Source organism: Anaerolineae bacterium, from assembly GCA_014360855.1.
Classification (GTDB): Bacteria; Chloroflexota; Anaerolineae; order JACIWP01; family JACIWP01; genus JACIWP01.
In genome coordinates this window covers 1-19,100 of sequence record JACIWP010000020.1, presented here as the reverse complement: position 1 = coordinate 19,100, position 19,100 = coordinate 1, and the positions used below count along the sequence as shown (strand labels likewise).

The following is a 19,100-nucleotide window of genomic DNA, read 5'->3' as shown; positions in this document are numbered from 1 at the left end:
CTATTCCATGCTGGGATGGCTCTGGTTCCGCATTGGGCGGGCGGTCCTGCCCTTTCTCAACCCCACCCAGGTGCTCTCGCTCTTCTCCACCCTGTGGGCACTGGCCTCCCTGGCCGTGCTCTATATGGTCCTTTTGGAGATCACAGACCTGTGGCCGCTGGCCTGGCTGACCGCCGGCTTCTACGCCGTCACCTACTTTTTCTGGTACTATGCCGTCACCACCGAACAGTACGCCTCGGCGGTCTTCCAGACCCTGCTCTTTGTGCTGTGGGCCTTCCGCTGGCAGAGGTCGCGCGCCGACCGCTATCTGCTCTACAGCGCCCTGAACGCCGGCTTTGCGCTCAGCAACCTCATCACCGTGCTCTTCATCGTCCCCGGGCTACTGCTGTTTTACCTGGGCCAGGAGCCCGGGCTACTGCGCCGCCGGCGTCTGCTGGCCCAGGCCGCCGTCTTGACCATCCTGCCGCTAACCAGCTACCTCTTCGTGTACTGGGCCGGCCGCGCCCACCCCGATTGGAGCGGCATCGCCTGGCGCGGCGGGAGATGGTTCTGGGAGTTCCTCAGCACCCAGCAGGGCCGTTCGGAACTGACCTGGAGCTTCGGCGGCGCGCCGCAGGACTATCCCTGGCTGTTTTTGGCTGAGCTGACGCCGGGCGTCGGCTTGGCAGGCTTGGTCGGCATCCTGCTCCTGGGGAAGCCGCGCGCCCGGCTGATATACCCCACCCTCGTCATCTACCTGCTGTTCAGCTACATTGACCGTTTCGGCAACTGGTATCAGGTCGTCATGCCGGTATATCCGCTGGTCCTGTTGGGGTTCGCCGGCCTGCTGGATGCCCTCCTGCGGCGCTTCCCTCCCGCGAAGAGGGCGCCGGCCCTTTGGCTGACATCCGCCGGCTTGATCGCGCTCATTGCCCTGCGCCTGGCCGCCAATTACCCGCACGTGGACCAGAGCCGGCGGCCGGACGATGACGCCATCCCGCTGGCACGCGCGCTGCTGGCGGACGCGCCGGCGCGCGGGGCGCTCATCTACGGCACGACAGAAGAGATGGCCGCTGTACAGTACCTGACCACCGTGTGGGGGGAGCGGCCGGATGTGACACCAGCCAATACCTGCCAGGCGCGGCAGTGGCTGGCCGGCGGCGACCCCCGCCCGCTGTACGTGACGGTGGGAGCGGTGGCCCTGTTCCAGCAGGAGATCGGCCAGCCGGCCGCCTGGTGGTCCGCCGGCGCGCATCTGGTGGAGGCACTGCGCCAGCCCCGCTGGGAGCTGACACAACCGCCCGTCGTCCCCGCCGGTTGTTTCCCGGTGCCGGGACTGGAGCTGATAGGGCTGGACATCCTGCCGGCGGAGGAGGACACTTTCCACACCGCGCTGTACTGGCGGGCGCACCAGCCCCTGGCGGACATGACCGTATCCGTGCGGCCTCTGCAGGCCGGCGGTTACCTTTGGCTGGAGGGCACGTTGGCGGCGCAGGATCACCCGCCGGCATGGAACGCCTATCCCTTCTCGCGCTGGCGCGCGGGCGAAGTGGTGCGGGATGATTACGTCATCCGCCTGCCGGCGGGGGCACAGGTGGACGGACTGGAGGTACTGCTCTATCAACCGGGCGGCGCGGGGGAACTGGGCAAATGCCGGCTGAATCTGCCGCGCCAGGCTAGCGCAGGCTCGCGATAAGCTGTTCCGCCGCTGTCTGCGCCGACTGGAGCGCCTCCGCCGGCGGCTGACCCTCCCAGATGGCCTCGAGGGCGTCGCGGACGGCGGGGAGGACTGCCGGCCAGTAGGGGGTGGCCGGCAGAGGTTGGCCCAGCTCCGCCTGCCGGGCATAGTGCGCCACGATCCACAGCCCTTCCTGGCCGGCGCGCTGGACGGCCAAGCGGTTGGCCGGCACGACGCTGTGGCCCCGCGCCAGGCGCAGGGCGTTCTCCGCATTGGTCAGATAGGCGATGAGACGGGCCGCTTCCGCCGGCCGCTGGCACTGCGAGGTGATCATCAGCCCGTCCGCCGCCACCAGGGGGCGCGCCGGCATGCCGCTGGCGCTGACCACCGGCATGATCTGCAGGCCGTAGCGGATGCCGGCCGCGTCCAGCTCCGCCAGGTACCAGATGCCGTTGATGGTAATGGCGGCCTGGCCGGCCTTGAAGAGTGCGTCCGCTTTCGTGAGGTCAATATCCGCCGGCATGATTTCCCGCAGGGAGGCGATGAATTCCGCCGCGGCTACGGCCGGCGGCGTGTTCAACCCCACACTGCCGTCCTCGCGCGCGTACCAGGCGCCGGCGCCGTAAAACCAAGCCGCGGCGAAAAAGACATCGTTGCGCGCCGGATACACCAGGTACCAGATTCCCGGGTGGGCGGCCTGGTACTGCCGCGCCTTCGCCACCAGCTCTGCGGTGTCGGCGGACAGCTCCGCCTCGGAAATCAGGTCCATGTTGTAGATAAAGGTCTGGGTATGGAGGTTCAGGGGCAGGCCCCAGAGATGCCCCTGATAGCGCAGGGCTTCCAGGCCGGCCGGCAGATAGGTCTCCTCCAGCATGGCCGGGTCGAACAAGGGCTCCGCCGGCTGGAGCCAGCCGGTCTCCACCGCCAGCGACAGGTAATCGCCGGGCATGGCGACCACATCGGGGAGCCGGCCGGCCGCCCGCGCCTCGTTCAGCGCCTCATGCAGGCTGGCCTGATAGGTCATCTCCACGCGGATGCCGGCCGTCTGCTCGAACTCGTCGAGCAGTTGGCGCACCGAGGCCGCGAAGCGCTCTGGCCAGCGGTGCCACAGGGTCAGGGTAACGGGGCCGGCGGGCGTCGGCGTCGCCAGCGCCTGGGATTGGGGCACGGCGGCCGGCGAAGGGGTTGGCGCGGCGGATGGCGGCGCGCCGGCACAGCCGGTCAGCAGGCCGATGATGACGCCCAAGGTGATGATGCCGACAAGTGCGTGCCTGTGCATAGAAAGGTTCCTCTGCCGCTGGATGCGCGCTCCCGACTTGACGTAATGCGATTATAGCACATCTCGGCCGGCGCGCCAACTGCGGAACACGCCCGCCGGCCTTCACCGCCCAGCGCCGGCATCGTCCCGCCGCTCAGGCGCCGAGCTGGAAGGCAGGGCCGAGAAGTCCAGCGACAGCTCTTCCTCTCTCGGCAGGCGCAGGGGCAGTTCGACCACGAAGATCGCACCCTGGCCCGGCTCCCCCTCCACCCAGATGCGGCCGTGATGGCGTTCCACAATATGCTTGCAGATGGTCAGGCCCAGGCCGGTGCCGCGGTACGGCCGGGTGGGGCCGCCCTCAACCTGGTAGAAGCGGTCGAAGATGCGCTCCCGCTCTTCCAGGGGGATGCCGATGCCAGTGTCTTTAAAGTAGAGGCGCACGCCGTCGGCGGTGGTCTCGCCGGCGACGGTGATGGCCCCGCCGGCGGGGGTGAACTTGATGGCATTATCAATCAGGTTGCTGAAGACCTGTTCCATGCGGACAGGGTCGGCCTCGATGGCAGGGAAATCGGCCGGCAGTTCGTTGACCAGCGTCAGCCCGCCCTGCTCCGCCAGCGGCCGCAGTTTTTCCATCACCTCGGCCACCAGGCTGGAAACTGCCATCATCTCCGGCTGGAGCTTGATCTGCCCCGACTCCAGCCGCGAGAATTCCAGCAAATCGTTGATCAGGCGCTGGAGCTGAGCGGTCTGGTCCTTCACCGTGCTCAGGAAGTCGCGCTGAACCTCGTTGATGGGCCCCGTCTTCCCCATCAGGATGATGTCCACGAAGCCCTTGATGGAATGGAGCGGGGTCTTCAGCTCATGGGAGATGACCGACAGGAAATTGGACTTCATGCGCTCCAGCTCTTTCTGGCCGGTGATGTCCCGCAGTACGGTGACGATGCCCCTGATATCCCCGTCGGTGGAGCGCAGGACCGAGGCCAGGCCCTGATAGACCGGCTGGCGGTCGCGCGTGGGCGGCAGGGGAATTTCCCGCACCGCCATCTGCGCCGGCGCCTTGCGCGTCTCCTCCAGCAGTTCCAGCAGGGCCTCGTTGCGCACGTAGGCGCGCAGGGGTTGGCCCATGATGGGTGGGCTGGTCAGCCCAAAGATGCGCATGGCGCTGGGGTTGATGAGCACGAGCCGGAGCTGTGCGTCGGTGACGATGACGCCGTCGCCGATGCCCCGCACGATGGCTTCCAGCTCACTGCTCTTCTCCTCGGAGCGCCGCTTTTCCTGCGCCAGGTCGCGGTACAGGCGGGCGTTCTTCAACGCCACCGCGGCCTGGTCAGCGAAGGCGGCTAACAGGTCCAACTGCTCGTCGGTGAAGGGGCGGGGCGAGAGCGCCATCAGTGCGCCCAGCGGCCGGCCCTCCACCATCAGCGGCGCGCCGATCAGCGCCTGGTCGGCAAGCCCGGCGTGCTCACCAAATTGCATATCCCGCACCACATGCGGGTGGGAAACGGGCTGGCCGGCCTGCACGATGGACTGCGCCACCTGTTCCAGCAGGGCCAGCAGAGCCGGCGAAGGGGCTTCCCCGGACGTCGCCGTCCAGGTCAGGAGGGCCGGCCTTTGTCCCTCCTGCTCCACAGCGGCCAGGTAGCAGGGACTGCCGGCCAGCACCTGCGAAGCGTTCTCCACAATCAGGCGCAGTACATCTTCCAGCGCCAGGGCAGAGCTGATGGCCTTAATGCCTTCCTGCAGGGAGCGCAGTTCCACCACGCGGTTGCTCAGCTCTGTGGCGGTGTGCTGGAGCACCGAGGTTTTGCGCTCCAGGTCGAGGTTTTTGGTGCTGAGGAGGTGGTACAGCCGGCGGATGCGCTGTTGGCGCACGCTGAAGGTGTGACCGGCGTAAGCGCTCAGGCCGGCCATGACAAAGAGCAGGGCATAGGTCACCAGGAAATCCGCCTGGCGCACGAAATAGAAACTGCTGGCCGCGGCAAAGGCCGCCGCCACGTACAGCGGCGCGAACAGCACCGCCAGCACAAGCGCCTGGGGCATATAGGGATAGAGCAGTGTCCCCTTCCACAGCGGGAGCAGATACAGCAGGAACAGCCGGCTGGTCGCGCCGCCGTCCTGATAGACCAGCCAGGAGATATAGGCCGTATCCAGGACGGTGCCGGCTAGAATCAGGGCACGCCCCACCTGCGGGATCAGCCAGTTGGCCGCCGGCAGTACGCTGAACATGGTGCCCAGCACAACGTACACCAGCAGGAGCACCAGGGCCGGCGCGCGCAGGGGGCCGCCCGTCACCAGCAGGGCCAATCCCAGCGCGGCGATGATCAGGCGGGTGGCGGCCGCCAACCGCAGTTCCAGGGCAAACAGCTCGGTATGTTCTACGGGTTCGCGATAACCGAATGTCTCTCCTTTCCGTTCCATCATCAGACCTTCTCTCCGCCCTTTAGCGCGCCGGCGTCGGTGTGGCCGGCGCCGGCCGGGCCGGCGTATCGGTCGGTGTAGGCGCCGGCGTCTCCGTGGGCGTGCTGGTCGCGGCCGGGCGCGGCGTGGACGTCGGGCTGGCAGTGCTCGTCGGCGAGGGCGAGGCCGATGGGGTGAAGGTGCTGGTCGCCGTCGGCGAGCGCGCCGCAGTCGGTCGAGTCACGGTCCTGGTAGCTGTCGGGCTGGACGTGCGCGTGCGGGCAGGCATCGGGGTGGGCGTGCGGGTATGGGTCGGGCTGGCGGTAGGTGTGAGGGACGGCGTCTGCTTCACCGCCGGCGGAGACGGCTCTGCCGGCGGCAGTTCGATCAGCGTCCACCATACCCCGCGCGGCGTGCCGGCGTACAGCGCGCCGCTCTCTTCATCGAGCGCCAGCGCCCTCAGCTCCAGATGCTCCAACCCGCTTCCCACGGGCTTCCACGCGTCATCCTCCCCCTGCCGCATCCATACACCCCCGTGCCGTAGGGCCGCAAAACGCATGGATGGGCGCGAGCCGGCGATCAGGACAGCGACAACATCCTCGCCGGCGAAATCCACTGCATCCGCGACCCATCTCCCATTCTCCTGCCGCCAGTGGTACAGGCCGACAGAAGTCGCCGCATACAGGCCGCCTTGGCCGTCGCCGGCCAGAGCGCGGCAGACCGCCCCCTGCCCCAGCGATCCAACGGTCTGCCAGGAGACGCTGTCCGCCGAGGTGATGAGAAGCTCGCCGGCGCGCGTGCCAATGGCCAGCATGCCGGGGGCCGGCCCATCCGCTAGCAGACACATGATATCCGCACTTTGCGGGGGCGGGGACAGTTTGCTCCAATGCTGGCCGGCGTCGTCACTGCGGTACAGCAGAGTGTGGAGCGCGAAATAGAGCGCGCCGCTGGCGCCGGCGCTCAGGAGGCCGGCGCGCGGCGGATACACCGGCGAGGTCGCTGACCGCCACTCCCCTGTTTCTTCCTCCAGCACCCATATCCTCCCATCCACCAGCATGGCCAGCAGACGCCCATCCGCCAACCGGGCCAGTGCGACGGCCGATATCCCATCGGCCAGGGAACGCGGCAGTCCTTCCCCCAGCCGGGACCAGTCCGTATCTCTCAATGGGCCGGCCGGCAAGCTCCACACCCCCTCGCCCTCGAAGCCGACGGCCAGCCAGTTCCCGCCCTGCCGGCCCGGCACCATCACCATCTGCAGTGCCGGCGCCTGGGGCCCGCCGGCCGGCACCCAGCTCCCGGCCGGCGCCGGCATGTACAGCGCGGCCGCCCACACCAGCGGGGCAGTGAAGCTCAGCACTGCCAGCATGATCATATACCGCAGGCGGTAGGGATTTCTCCTCATGACACGACGCCTTCCTGCAAGAGGGCGTTGAGAAACATATAGCTGTCAATCCGGTCCATACGCCCCATCCCCGATCCCTTTCCTCCATGTGGGGGAAGGGGCCAGGGGTAAGGGTTATTGTTCCTTGCCTTCCTGCATATAAGGCAAGCGCCATGATCGCGTGACCATGGCGCCGAGAGTACACCTATCGGAACAGCTTTATCCGCCGGCCCATGCCTGCCGCCTCAGCGCGGGGGCGTGGGAGTGGGCGGCGGTGGCGGCGGCGGCTGGGTGGGTGGCGGCGGCGCCGGCGTGAAAGTGGCGGTTGGCACTGGGGTCGGCGTGGCCGGCCGGGTGGGCGTCGGAGGCACGGTCGGCGTGAAGGTCGGCGTCATGGTCGGGGTTGGCGTGGGCGGCGTGATGCAGTTTTGCGCCTCCGCGGCGCGCTCCTGCGCCACACTGCGGTCCGGCACCTCCACTGCCAACGCCAGCGTGAACATGTCCAGGGCGGACTGGCAGTCGCCGGCGCTCATGAACTGGTTGCCGCGCTGGACATAGGCCGAGTATAGGGTGCGCGCCGCCCATCCGCCGGCATAATCGGGCCGTGCCGAGTACACCTCGCGCACCTTCTGGACAGCCAGATCCCAATTACCTTTGATGTACGCCTGCCGCCCATCCAGGTATAAGGTAGCCAGCCGGCGCTCCTCGGCGGCCTGCTTATCCCGCGGATGGATACCCAGTGCACTGGCAAAGCGCTGGAGCGCCTCTTTGATGGGGTCCAGCGCTTCGCCGGCCCCCTCGATCAAGGCGCGGCCGTCGTTCATATAGGATTGGAACAGATATTCCTGCACCTCATCGGCGTGGAATGTCGGGTCCAGGGTGCGCAGTTGTTCGAAATCGGAAGCGGCGGCCGCCCAGTTTCCCAGCTCGAAGTTGGTCTTCCCCTGTTCGAAGAGGGCAATCAGCCGGCGCTTGCGCTCCACATCCGAGAGCAGGGCATAGGCATCCTTGTAGTTCGGGTCCAGCTCCAAGATGGCCCGCAGTTTTTCCGCCGCCTTATCCCACTGCTCCTCCTTCAATAACGCCTGCGTCTCCTGATAGAGCTGATCCAGGGTCTTGAGCTTCTTCGCCCGCTCCAGCGCCGCCTGGGCCTCGCGGTTGTCCGGTTCCATCTCCAGCAGTTGCTCAAAGATGGCGATGGCTTCGTCGTAATCCGCCACCGCCAGGCGTGCCTGGCCCCGGTTGTAGAGCGCGATGGCCTCGGCCTCGCTGGCGCGCCGGCCCACCAGCGGGGGATTGCCGGCAAAGACCGCGATCAGCGCCGCGATGATCACGATGGCGATGCTGATGATGATCCCCATGGTTCTGCCGGCAAACGGCCGACGGCCGGCCGGCGCGGGGACAGCGGCAGGAACCGGCGACAGCCTTTCCTCTTCCGTCTCATCAGTCGGCTCCGCGCCCATGGCCTGCGCCGTGGCCTCTGCCAGCAGTTCGGCAAGGCCGGCCTCTGGCTCGACCGGCGCCCGCACCGACTGCAGTTGGATGAAGAGGTTGAGGTCTTCCAACAGATCATCAATGCCCTTGCGGGTGGGTTCGATCTCCTTCAGCCGGCGAAAATAGGTGCGCGCCTCCACCCACTCGCGCCGGCGGTAATGGGTCATGCCGCGCTCATACAGCTCGGCCGGGGATAAGGACATCAAGTCGGAGGGGCCGGTTGCGGCTGGGGACTGCGCCTGGCGGTAAAAGGTGCATTCCTCGAACGCATCGGATAAGCAGTAGCGCTGTTGATGGACAGCGCCGACCGTCATCGGGGATGCGCCGTTCCCGCCGGCGTAGCAGACGTTCTCGTCGGTGGGATAGTCGTAATGCTTCTCACGGTTCTCCAATGTCCCCAGATACGGACAGGTCATCCTCGCGCCTTTCCAAAGAGATTATCGCGGGCCGCCGGCCGCCCCTATCTGCGTCTTTCCCATGGCGGTGCCGGCCAGCGCGCGCATCACCAGCGGCACCTGCACCTTATAGCCGGTGACCGAATCGGTGATGGAAATGTCATCCAGATAGGTCCAGGTGTTGAAGTAGTTGTCCACGCGATTGCTGTTGCGGAAGTACAGGGTGATCGTCTGGCCGGCGTATGTCGAGAGATCGATCACGCCCTCCTTCCAGCCCAGGTCCACGACCGGCTTGCCGGCGCCGACCTGATTCGGATCGAAGTTGCCGTCGCGCAGGAGCAGTCGCGTTGTCCCGCCAACAGCGAGCTCCACATCGAACGAATCATAGTAGCGCTGATAGCGCTCGCTCCACACCACGTCGTACGTCATGATACGATACCAGAAATGCAGTTTTGGCGCAACTACATCGGGGGGCGCCGGCACATACACGGTTTGGGAGATGTAGGCAGAGCCGACCGGCAGAGTGGAGGGCTGGTTGTCGTAGCAGGGCCCCAGCTCTGGGTTGCCCAGGATGACCATGTAGCTGGTGCCGCCGCCGTGGGTGCTCAGCGATTCGACCCGCCGGCCCAGCTCACCGCCGTGCGTCCAGGAAGTCAGGTCGCGGGTCTCAAAGCGGCCGTTCGCCACCGGCTCGATATAGACCATGCGATCGCCGTCGCCGGCCGGGTACGCTTCCTCGTTGCCGGCGCGGTCGCGCGCCCGCGAGCGGAAGAAGTACAAGCGGCCGCGCTGGCCGGCGAACAGGCCGGAGGTCTCATCGGTGGCCGTGCGCCAGGTGGTCCAGGTACCCAGCCGGCCCATCCGATACTGGATGTCGTACCCCAGCAGGCCGGAACCAGGGTCGGGGTCACTGCCCGACCACGACACGGTGAAGACGTTTTCCTCCTGATAGATGGCCGTCGGCCCCACCACCGTCGAGCTGGGGGCGCGGGTGTCAATTTTCACCGTCAGGGTGCGGAGCGGCTCGCTGTTGCCGGCCTGATCAATGGAATAAAACTGCACCGTATGGGTGCCCTCGGCCGAGATGCTCAGCGCTGTGCCCGTCTGCCACAGCCCGCCGTTCACCCGATAGACCGTGCTGAGCACCCCGGAGCCGGCATCTGCCGCGCTCAGGGTGATGCTGACGGGGGAACGGTACCAGTCGGCGAACCCAGGCGTGCCGGTGATGGTGTACGTGGTCGTGGGCGGGGTAGCATCGTACCAGAACGCCTGCGGCACATAGGCATAATGGGTGTGGTCGAGGTTGCCGGCATTATCCCTGAGCCAGACGTAGAGGTCATGCTTGCCCTCCGCCGGCACCCGGATGCCGTCAATGCGCGGCGACAGCAAGTTCGGGACCAGCGTGCCGTCCTCCGGGCCGGCCGGGGGCGCGCCCAGTTTGTAATAGGCCGCGCCGATGAGTGAGGTATCCAGAGGATTGTCCCAGGTCACGCTGAAGCTGTTCTCGCTCTGCCAGCCGATCTGTTCGGCGCGCAGATTGATGGGCGCCGGCGGCGCCTCTAGGTCCACCCGCACGAAGCCCGTCTTGGTGGATTCCTCATTGCCGGCCGCATCCACCGCGTAGTACTGGATGGAATGCCGGCCGGAGGTAGTGATGGTAAAGACCCGGCCCTCGGCCCAATCACTGACGCCAACGATCCGATGGAAATAGCGATCCACACCGGAGAGGGCATCCACGGCGGTCAGCCCCACCTGTACCGGCGAGGTGTACCAGCCGTTCAATCCCAGGCTGCCGGTGAGCACATGTGTGGTCGTGGGAGGCGTGGTATCCAGCCAGAGCGCCTGATTGAGCACGTTGCGGGTAAGGTGATTGGCGTTGCCGGCGCCATCGCGCAGCCACAGGTAGACGGTGTGCTTGCCCTCCCCCGGCACCTGGATGCCGGTGAGCTGATTGGTCGCGCCGGCCACATAGGTGCCGTCGGTCGGTGAGGCCGGCTCGGCGTTGAGCTTGTAATAGGCGCCGCCAATGCCCGAAAGGTCCGGGAAGCTGGACCATGTCACCGTAAAGGCGTTGGTCTTTGTCCAGCCTACGGGCTGAGCGGCAAGCCCAAAAGGCGGCAGGGGCGGCGTGACGTCAATGTTCACGCTGATGGCCTGGCTGGCCTCCACGTTGCCGGCATAGTCGCGCGAGTAAAATGCCAATGAATGGGTGCCCTCGCTGAAGACCGTGGCCTTTGTGCCCGAGATCCAACTGCCGGCATCCAGCCGGTAATAGGTCGCCGCCGGCCCGGACGCCAGGTCGGTGGGGGTCAGGGTGACGGTGACGGGTGAGCGGAACCATCCGCCGTCGCCGGCGGTCCCTTCCGTGGAGTACATGGTGAGGGGCGGGAGCAGGTCCACCCGCAGGGTGGCTGTATGGGTGGATTCCCGATTGCCGGCGCGGTCAATCGAATAGTACTCCAGGGTGTGGATGCCGTCCGAGTCCACCACCAGGCCATCGCCGGCCTGCCATATCCCCCCGTCCAGGCGGTACATGGTGGTATCGCGCCCGGACACCGGGTCCGTCACCACGAAGGTGATAGTGATGGGGCTGGTGTACCAGCCGTTGGCCCCCAGTGTGCCGGTGATGGCCAGACCGCTGGTCGGTGCCTCGCGGTCAATCTTGAGCAGGAGATCGTGCGCCGTTTCCTCGTTGCCGGCCTGGTCCACCGAGCGATACGAGACGGTATAGATGTCGCTGGCGGAGATGCTCAGGCTGGTGCCGGTCTGCCAGGGATTGGAGCCGATGCGATATTCGGTGCGCTGGACGCCGGCCAGGTTGTCGGAGGCGCTGAACCCCACGGACACCGCGCTGGTATACCAGCCGTGATTGCCCAGTGTGCCGGTGATGACATAGGTCGTGGCCGGCGGGGTAGCGTCATATTTGAATGCACGCAGGAGGACATTGCGCGTCCCGTGGTCCACATTGCCGGCGCGGTCCTTCAGCCACAAATAGATATGATGCTCCCCCTCCGCCGGCACCAGGATATTGGTGATCGTGTTGGTGGTGGTGACCCAGGTACCGTCGGTGGGGGCGGTCGGCTCGGCGTTCAGCTTGTAATAGGCGCCGGCGATCCCTGAAAGGTCGCTGGGGTTGGTCCAGGTAATGCCGAAGTAGGGCGAATTGCTCCAGCCGGCGGGGCTGGGGGTCAGGTTGGCGGGCGCGCCCGGACGGACGGTGTCCAGGTAGAGCGTGGTGGAGGAGCGCTGGGAGGAGAGCGCGTTGCCAGCCGTGTCCTTCAGCCAGACATAGACCGGATGCGCGCCGTCACCCGAGACCGTGATGTTCGAGATGGATTGGATGTCGGCCCCGGCGATCAGCGTGCCGTCCTCCGCATGGCCGGGCGGCGAATCCAGCTTGTAATAGGCGCCGGCGACGCCCGACAGGTCGGCGGGATTGGTCCAGGAAAGGCTGAACTGGTTGATGTTCGTCCAGGTGATAGGGGTTGCCGTCAGGTTGATCGGGGCGGCCGGCGCGGTGCGGTCAATATAGAAAGGCCCCAGGTGCGCCGCGCTGGCGGACCAGTTGCCGGCCAGGTCGCGGGCGCGGATATGCACATAGTGGTTGTCCCCGTCGGGGAGCGCCGGGCTCATGGCCTGCTGTTGGGTGGTGGTCGTGATGGGCGCCGGCAGGGTCTCGGGCGACTGGTCCCAGGCCACCGCGTAGCCGGCGATGCCGCTGGTGGGGTCGCTTGCCCCCGACCAGTTGACCTGGACGTAGTTATCCTGCGACCAGGCCGCCACGGTATGGGTGGTGCTGGTAATTGCATTGGGAGCGCTGGGCAGGTCTTGGTCCAGGTACAGCGTCGCGGATGCTCGCGCGTTGTGGTCAACGTTGCCGGCGCTGTCCTTGAGCCAGATATAGATCGGGTGCGCGCCGTTCCCGCTGACGATCAGGGAGCTGAGGCTGGAGATGCCGGCGCCTTCCACCAGCGTGCCGTCGCCGGCCGAAGTGGGGGGCGAGTCCAACTTGTAATAGACGCCGGCGATGCCCGAGGTGTCGGCCGGGTTGGTCCAGGTCAGCGTGAAGCTGTTGGTGGGGCTCCAGCCGGCGGGGGAAACCGCCAGGCCGGTGGGCGCGGCCGGCGCCTGGCTGTCCACCTTCACCAGAAAGACCGGGCTGGTATCGGGGTCACCGTTGAGGTCCAGGATGCGAAACTGGATGAGGTTGTCCGTGCCCGATTGGATGAAGGTCACGCCTGTTACGGTAATGTATTTGGTGGTGTCCGTATCCCCGCTGATGGACAGGCCGGCACTGCTCCATGCGCTCCAGCTCGAACCGCCGTTGGTGGAATAGCGGTACACGGCGGTGGCTTCCTGCAGGCCCAGGCTGTCCGTGACGGTGACACTGCAGGCCGGCGAGGTGGTGGTGGCCCAGCCGGACGGCTGAAAATCGCCCCAGGTGCTGGTGGCGTCGGACAGAGGAACCTGAGGAAGCGTTCGTTCTGGGGGCTGGGCCTGGACCCGAGAGGGGCCGGCCCAGATGAAGAGCGCGGCCAGCAGGGCCAGAAAGATAGTGATACCCAGTGCACTGGCGAGCAGTCCACTTGCATGATGAAAGCGCTTCATGGTTCTTTCCGCCTCGCTTGGATGGCTGGCGGCTGGGCATCAAGGCTTCTCGAAGCGGTAGCCCACGCCGCGCACGGTGATCAGACGTCGGGGGTGCCGGCGGTCCTCCTCGATCTTGGCGCGCAGGCGCCCGATATAGACCGCGATCTGATTGGCATCGCCCGGATAATCGTACCCCCAGACGTAATTGAGCAGTTTATCGTGGCTGACGGTGCGGCCGGCATTGCTCATCAGGGCATGCAAGAGCTTGAACTCGATAGGGGTCAGTACCACCGTCTCGCCGTTGGGCAAGGTGGCGGTATGATTGACCGAATCCAGCGCGATCCCGCCCACCTCCAGGTTCTCCAGCGCCGGCTGGGAGAAGGCGGCCGCCCGCCGCAGGAGGGCCTTGATGCGCGCCAGCAGTTCGCTGGGCTCGAACGGCTTGGCCAGATAATCATCGGCCCCCAGCTCCAGTCCCAGAACGCGGTCGCTGGTCTCCCCCTTGGCCGAGAGGATGATGATGGGGACGTTGCGGGACTGGCGCACCCGCCGGCAGACCTCCAGACCGTCAATATGGGGCATCATCACATCCAGCACCAGGAGGTCTGGTTCTTCCTCATCGATGAGGCGCAGTGCCTGCCGGCCATCCTCTGCCGTCAGCACCTGGTATCCCTCTTCCCGCAGGAGGAAGGCGGTCATCTTCAGGCTGGGCGGGTCATCATCCACGATCAGGATGCGGGCGCTCATTTTCCCAACCCCCTGTGTGTGTTTCTACTGTACCATGAACATACATATTATACCCCACCACTCCCCCCATTCCAAACGGCTCCTTTCGGACCGCCGGCGTTGGATGATCATCCCGTACCCAGGATGCATCCCATGGCTCCGGCGCAGGACAACACAGGCGGCGGGAGCGGGGCATATTCGCGATCCTCTTGTATGCCTAGCGCACAGGTGTGGCGGTCGGCTCCGAGGCCGGCACCAGCGTCGACACGAACGTGGGCCCTGGCTCCGCGGTCTGCGCCGGCGTTGGGGTGGGCGGAGGCTCGGTCGCCGTCGGTGTCGGCGCCGGCGGAGAAGTGGGCGGCGGAGGCGGTGGCGGCGTCGGCGTGGGCGGAGGCGGCGGAGTTGGTGTCCAGGTCGCCGTCGGCAGGATCACCGGGGTAGGTGTCGGGGCCGGCGTGGTGGGCGCCGGCGTTACCGCCGCCGGCGAGGGAGTGGGCGAAGGCGTGGGGACGACTGGCACGGCCGTGCCCCGCGCCGGCGTCCTGGTCGCTCTGGGAGTGGGTGAGGGGGCCGGCGGCGGAGTGGGCGATTCGGAGGCCGGCGGTGTCGGCGACGGCAGGGTCGGCGCCGGTGTGGGAGTGAGCGTGGGAGTGCTCACCAGGCCGGCAAGCTGGGTGGAAGCCGGCCCAGGCGCGAAAGCGGGATACGTTCGCCAGCGGAGGCCGTACTGCCATATGCCGGCCATCAGGAGCACCAGAACCACCATCGCCCCGACTGTCCAGAAGGCCCAGCGTCGGGCAACCGGGAACGACCATGCCGGCCCGCCCCGCTTCGCCGGCGGTTCCGCGGCGCGCGCCAGGACCTCCGCCCGTATGCGCCGGCGCGCCTCCGGGCGGGGGGGTGGGACCTGCCGAAGGGCGCGCAGTGCCAGCACCACCTGCAGGGAGGCGCGCAGGTCCTCTGCCGCCGCCGGCGGGTAGCCGGCCAGGCATTCCTCTATGGACTCGCCAGCATCCAGTCTGGCGAGGAGTTCATCCAGAATCTCGTCCCTTCGGTCCTTCATCAGGACTGCTCCTGACCCACCTGGGCCACGCGGAAGGGGGCAATGCCTTCTCCAACTGCCGGCGCAGGGCGGCCAGCGCCCGGTGCTGGAGCGACTTCACCGCCCCTTCCGGTTTTCCCAGGATAAGTCCGACCTCCGCGTTGGAAAGGCCCTCCACAAACTTCAGGATAATGACCTGCTGTTGATCCGGTGTCAGCCGGCGGAGCGCCTGCCGCACCACCGCCTGCAGTTGCTCCTGCTCCACATGTTCCAGCGGGTCATCCGGCACGGCTACCAGCCAATCCTCCATGGACTGCGTGGGCGCCTTGGCGTTGCGGCGGAAATGGTCCACGACCAAATTATGGGCAACCCGGTACAGCCAGGCGCCCAGATGCAGGTTCGGCCCGCGCTGAAGCTTGAGCGTTTCGACCAGACGCAGGAACACCTCGCCGGCCAGGTCTTCCGCCAGGCTCGCCTGACCAGTTCGACGGTATATATAGGCGTAGATGCGCTCATAGTACCGGTCGAAAATGCTCGCTAGAGCTTGCTGGTCGCCGCACTGCGCCTGCTCCAGCAAGCGGCGTTCCTCGACGCCCTGCACATCATCTTGCATGAACATAGACGAAGGAACGGGCCTTCCGGATATGGTCTATCTGCATTGTATCACACCTGACGGCCGGCCTGCCAGGCGACTTTCGTCCGGCTCCGCGGGGGATGACGCTGGGGTTTCCCGGCTTGGCCGGCCTCCGCCGGCTGTGGTACAATAGCGGCCGCATCATCGCCAGGAGAGTTGGGCTGGATGACATCGGAGCAAGTGCGCCTGGGGCGGGAGTTCTACGCACGTGACACGCTGACGGTGGCCAGGGAGCTGTTGGGCCAGCGCCTGGTGCGCGTCATGGAAGACGGCCAGCGCCTCGCCGGCATCATCGTGGAGACGGAGGCGTACATCGGCGAGGAGGACCAGGCGTGCCATGCCTCCCACGGCCGAACACCCCGCAACGCCGTGATGTACGGGCCGGCCGGCTTCGCCTACATCTACTTCATCTACGGCATGTACTACTGCCTGAACGTGGTCACGGAGCAGGAGGGCTTCCCGGCGGCGGTGCTTATCCGCGCCATCGAACCTACGGAGGGCATCCCCCGCATGCAGGCCCACCGTCAGGGCCGGCCCCTGCATGAGCTGACCAACGGGCCGGGCAAATTATGCCAGGCGCTGGCCATCGATCGCTCCCTGAACGGCTGTGATCTGTGCACCAGCCCCTGGCTCTTCATCGAGCCTGCTCGACAGAATGAGCTTCGGGTGGCGGCCAGCCGGCGCATCGGTGTGCGCGGCGATGCCCTGGCCCGCGAGCGCCCTTGGCGCTTCTTCCTGCCGGATAACCCATTTGTCTCACACCAGGGACGCGCCCCGGGGTAACGCCTACTCCCCCATGAGCTGAATGACCAGCTCCCGCCGGCGCGAGCGGTTGTCGAAATCCACCAGCACGATCTGCTGCCAGGTCCCCAGCGTCAGCCGGCCGTTCTCCACCGGCACCGTCAGGGATGGCCCGAGGAGGGAGGCCCGCACATGGGAGAAGCCATTGCCATCGCCCCAGCGGAGATCGTGATGGTACGGGCGGTCGCTGGGGGCTATCCGCTCGAAGGCTTCCTGCAGGTCGCGCAGCAGGCCGTCCTCATGCTCGATGGTGGTGACGCCGGCGGTGGAGCCGGCCACGAAGACCGTGACAATGCCGTGGTTCAGGCCGGCGCGCCGCACCGCATCCGCCACTTCTGGGGTGATGTCCACGATATCGGCGAAGCCGGCGGTCTGTACGCGAACCCGCTCCGTTCGCACCATGGCTCTGCCGACCTCCTATGCCCGGGTGTTTACGGCCTCACTGCGATCTGAAAATTCAAAGGAACCACCTGGATCCAGGTGTTGCCCGGCTTCAAAGGGAAAGGATTACCGTTGGCGTCCAGGAAGCGGATCATGTCCTCGCGCCGGGGCCGGGACCAGGTCAGCTCGTACATCCGGCCGTCGCGGAAGAGCTGCGCGCGCCCCTGCCCCCAGATCTGGATCTCGATGGAGTAATAGGGCTTGGGGCCGGTGCTGTCCTCCACGATATCGGTCTCCACATGATTGACATAGAGCACGACGACATTGCGCGCCGTTAACTGTTGGCCTGTGACCTCATCCACGTGGGGCTCGCCCAGGACATAACGCAGGTAGGCCTCCCGCTGTGGGTCGTAGCGGTATTCGGCCGATGCGATGTTGGGGCGGTAGACGATGTCAATCTCGCGCGCCGGCGTGCCGCCGGCCGGCGGCTGGACCGAAAAGACCCACCCCTCCAGGTTCTGCCGCTGGTTGATGCCCCGCTCGCTCGCCAGCTTCCAGAGGGTGGGCGTGTCGGTGAAGAGGGTATGTTCGAACGCCTTGCCCTCCTGCGGGATGCGCCGGAACCCCGGGTCATTGAACCCCGGATCCGGGGAGAAGACCCGCTCCGCGAAGTCCGACGCCTTGATCTTCAGCTTGACCCCGCCGCTGGCACCCGAGAAAGCGAACAGCGATTTGAACATGGCGGGGATCTCGAGGTCAATCAGGCGCGCACTGCGCACCGACCCCACCTTTTCCGCGTCCTGGCACAGGTAGATGGCGGTGAAGCGGGTCAGGTCGGCCTCGGCCACATGCTCGAAGACCACATCGGCCTTGTCGAGGCCGGCCTGCGGCCGCACGATGGACGGGGCATTGGAGACCTTGATGGCCAGCGGCCGGCGCTCCAGTTTGGTGGGATCGGTCACCACCTCGCCGGTCAGCGGACAAATAGCATTGTCCAGCGCCGGGACAATCAGCTCGACCTGCGGTGTCCCTCCGTTGCCGGCCGCAGGGATGGTGGGCGACGAGGAAGCCGCCGGCGAAGGGACGGGAGTCTCTGTCGGTTGAGAAGTAGGAAGGGGCGTATTGGTCGGGAGAGGGGCATTCGTGCTGACACTTTTCGGCGTTTTGGTGGGAGTGGGGGTAGCCTTCACGCTTGCGCCACAGCCGCCGAGGACCATGCTGGCGATGAGGAGCAGAGCTACGATGATAAGGGGAGCTTGCCAGCCGGCGGATCGTTTTTGCCGTTCGTTCATGCCTGCCATCCCTCCTGGATCACCTCGCGAGACCTTTCGCATATTGAGCACAAACCCTGCCCAGTACCGCGCATTATAGCACAGGACGGCCGGCCTTCCAACTGCGGCCGGCCGCGGAGCGGACCTATCCTTTGACCGCTTCCCCGGCGCGGGCCTTCCACTGCTCGGCAAAGCGCTCCAACTGCGCCAACTGCACCGGCGTGGGTTTAATGAAAGGACGCACCGCTCGCAGACGTTCCCACGCCTGGGCCGGCGTCAGCCCCGTGCTGACCAGATAGGCCGCCGCCATGGTGGCGGCGCGCCCCACGCCGGCGCCGCAGTGCACATAGACCTTGCCCCCCTCGGCGACCGCATCGGTAATAAACCGCACGCCGGCCTCGAGCTGTTCGAATGTGGGAGCGGCGTCATCCTCCACCGGCAGGTGGAGGTAGCGCGGCGGCGCGATGCCGGCGGCCTGGTCGTCGAATTCCACGCGCATATTCACTACTGCGGTGATGCCCCAGCCGGCCATCACCGGCCAGCCCCGCCGGCGGTACTGCCCGCCCACGAACAGCTCCGGGGTGATCTGGCACAGCCGGCGGATATTGGCGCCGCGCACGGCGCGCACCGCATGGTCCAGCGCCCATAACAGCGTCACCCGCAGGCCCTGGGTGCGCAGGCGATAGCGCAGGATGCCCAGACCTTTGGCGATTTTCCCCAGCATTGTTCTCTCCGCGAACAGGATCCTGATGGAGTGCCATTGTACCATCCACCTGTCCGCCGGCCAAATAGCGATCCCTCGGGTGGCTGTCGCCCACGATACTTTTAACCTTCGCTTTACACTGCTCCGCTTGATTCTCATATCAGAAAATGCTAAAATGATATCAAAATGCGGCGCGGTGAAGGGTATATGTATCAGGCAGAGAAGGATACGAACTCCCAGGGGAAGTGCTGGGCATGGCTGATTCCGCTGATGCTGGCCGCCGGCGAATGCGGTCTGCGCGTGCGGCACCGGCGCTCGTCGGTGCAGGATGACAGCCAGCTACGGTCCGAAACACGCCGGCAACTCTCCG

General features: G+C 66.3%; 13 protein-coding genes. 2 read left to right on the top strand and 11 right to left on the bottom strand.

The genetic code is table 11. From position 1 onward, the window contains the following. Positions 1-1,675: DUF2723 domain-containing protein (locus H5T60_02150; GenBank protein MBC7241232.1), on the top strand; the 1,675-nt coding region annotated here is incomplete at its 5' end. Here H5T60_02150 and H5T60_02145 read toward each other — a convergent pair. The 8 genes from H5T60_02145 to H5T60_02110 all read right to left on the bottom strand — a co-directional run bounded on the left by H5T60_02145 (position 1,656) and on the right by H5T60_02110 (position 15,559). After that, the gene (locus H5T60_02145) at positions 1,656-2,936 is read right to left on the bottom strand and encodes an extracellular solute-binding protein (GenBank protein MBC7241231.1); all 1,281 of its coding nucleotides are present in this window, start codon (positions 2,934-2,936) and stop codon (positions 1,656-1,658) included. The two genes, H5T60_02150 and H5T60_02145, sit on opposite strands and share 20 nt — an antisense overlap. Positions 2,937-3,038: 102 nt before the next feature. Next, positions 3,039-5,336 (bottom strand): GAF domain-containing protein, encoded by a 2,298-nt coding sequence (locus tag H5T60_02140; protein ID MBC7241230.1) that lies wholly within the window; start codon positions 5,334-5,336, stop codon positions 3,039-3,041. Between the two features lie 19 nt (positions 5,337-5,355). Continuing rightward, positions 5,356-6,714 carry a hypothetical protein gene (locus H5T60_02135; GenBank protein MBC7241229.1) on the bottom strand — a complete coding sequence of 453 codons (1,359 nt, stop codon included), beginning with the start codon at positions 6,712-6,714 and terminating at the stop codon, positions 5,356-5,358. Between the two features lie 224 nt (positions 6,715-6,938). After that, positions 6,939-8,603, bottom strand: coding sequence for a tetratricopeptide repeat protein (locus tag H5T60_02130; protein MBC7241228.1), 1,665 nt, complete (start codon positions 8,601-8,603; stop codon positions 6,939-6,941). Positions 8,604-8,624: 21 nt separating this feature from the next. Then, the gene (locus H5T60_02125; GenBank protein MBC7241227.1) at positions 8,625-13,190 is read right to left on the bottom strand and encodes a hypothetical protein; all 4,566 of its coding nucleotides are present in this window, start codon (positions 13,188-13,190) and stop codon (positions 8,625-8,627) included. A gap of 39 nt (positions 13,191-13,229) precedes the next feature. Further along, a complete protein-coding gene (locus H5T60_02120) occupies positions 13,230-13,919 on the bottom strand; it encodes a response regulator transcription factor (protein ID MBC7241226.1) in 690 nt (229 codons plus the stop codon). Between the two features lie 196 nt (positions 13,920-14,115). Beyond that, entirely contained in the window at positions 14,116-14,961 is an 846-nt protein-coding gene (locus tag H5T60_02115; protein MBC7241225.1) for a hypothetical protein, read from the bottom strand. Beyond that, a complete protein-coding gene (locus tag H5T60_02110) occupies positions 14,930-15,559 on the bottom strand; it encodes a sigma-70 family RNA polymerase sigma factor (GenBank protein ID MBC7241224.1) in 630 nt (209 codons plus the stop codon). Before H5T60_02110 ends, H5T60_02115 begins: the two co-directional genes overlap by 32 nt. Before the next feature lie 180 nt (positions 15,560-15,739). Between H5T60_02110 and H5T60_02105 the strand changes: the two genes are divergently transcribed. Beyond that, positions 15,740-16,357, top strand: coding sequence for a DNA-3-methyladenine glycosylase (locus H5T60_02105; protein MBC7241223.1), 618 nt, complete (start codon positions 15,740-15,742; stop codon positions 16,355-16,357). Positions 16,358-16,360: 3 nt separating this feature from the next. Here H5T60_02105 and H5T60_02100 read toward each other — a convergent pair whose 3' ends face one another. The 3 genes from H5T60_02100 to H5T60_02090 all read right to left on the bottom strand — a co-directional run bounded on the left by H5T60_02100 (position 16,361) and on the right by H5T60_02090 (position 18,751). Further along, on the bottom strand, positions 16,361-16,777 hold the full coding sequence (locus H5T60_02100; protein ID MBC7241222.1) for a YjbQ family protein: 417 nt from the start codon (positions 16,775-16,777) through the stop codon (positions 16,361-16,363). Between the two features lie 29 nt (positions 16,778-16,806). Further along, a complete protein-coding gene (locus H5T60_02095) occupies positions 16,807-18,048 on the bottom strand; it encodes a DUF3048 domain-containing protein (protein MBC7241221.1) in 1,242 nt (413 codons plus the stop codon). Between the two features lie 124 nt (positions 18,049-18,172). Beyond that, complete coding sequence (locus H5T60_02090; protein ID MBC7241220.1) at positions 18,173-18,751, bottom strand: dual specificity protein phosphatase family protein; 579 nt, start codon at positions 18,749-18,751, stop codon at positions 18,173-18,175. Positions 18,752-19,100 lie beyond the last annotated feature (349 nt).

Bases quoted from the DNA above. Each gene is read 5' to 3' on its own strand.
- H5T60_02145 (MBC7241231.1), bottom strand. From the start codon at position 2,936: ATGCACAGGCACGCACTTGTCGGCATCATCACCTTGGGCGTCATCATC.
- H5T60_02140 (MBC7241230.1), bottom strand. From the start codon at position 5,336: ATGATGGAACGGAAAGGAGAGACATTCGGTTATCGCGAACCCGTAGAA.
- H5T60_02135 (MBC7241229.1), bottom strand. From the start codon at position 6,714: ATGAGGAGAAATCCCTACCGCCTGCGGTATATGATCATGCTGGCAGTG.
- H5T60_02130 (MBC7241228.1), bottom strand. From the start codon at position 8,603: ATGACCTGTCCGTATCTGGGGACATTGGAGAACCGTGAGAAGCATTAC.
- H5T60_02125 (MBC7241227.1), bottom strand. From the start codon at position 13,190: ATGAAGCGCTTTCATCATGCAAGTGGACTGCTCGCCAGTGCACTGGGT.
- H5T60_02120 (MBC7241226.1), bottom strand. From the start codon at position 13,919: ATGAGCGCCCGCATCCTGATCGTGGATGATGACCCGCCCAGCCTGAAG.
- H5T60_02115 (MBC7241225.1), bottom strand. From the start codon at position 14,961: ATGAAGGACCGAAGGGACGAGATTCTGGATGAACTCCTCGCCAGACTG.
- H5T60_02110 (MBC7241224.1), bottom strand. From the start codon at position 15,559: ATGTTCATGCAAGATGATGTGCAGGGCGTCGAGGAACGCCGCTTGCTG.
- H5T60_02105 (MBC7241223.1), top strand. From the start codon at position 15,740: ATGACATCGGAGCAAGTGCGCCTGGGGCGGGAGTTCTACGCACGTGAC.
- H5T60_02100 (MBC7241222.1), bottom strand. From the start codon at position 16,777: ATGGTGCGAACGGAGCGGGTTCGCGTACAGACCGCCGGCTTCGCCGAT.
- H5T60_02095 (MBC7241221.1), bottom strand. From the start codon at position 18,048: ATGAACGAACGGCAAAAACGATCCGCCGGCTGGCAAGCTCCCCTTATC.
- H5T60_02090 (MBC7241220.1), bottom strand. From the start codon at position 18,751: ATGCTGGGGAAAATCGCCAAAGGTCTGGGCATCCTGCGCTATCGCCTG.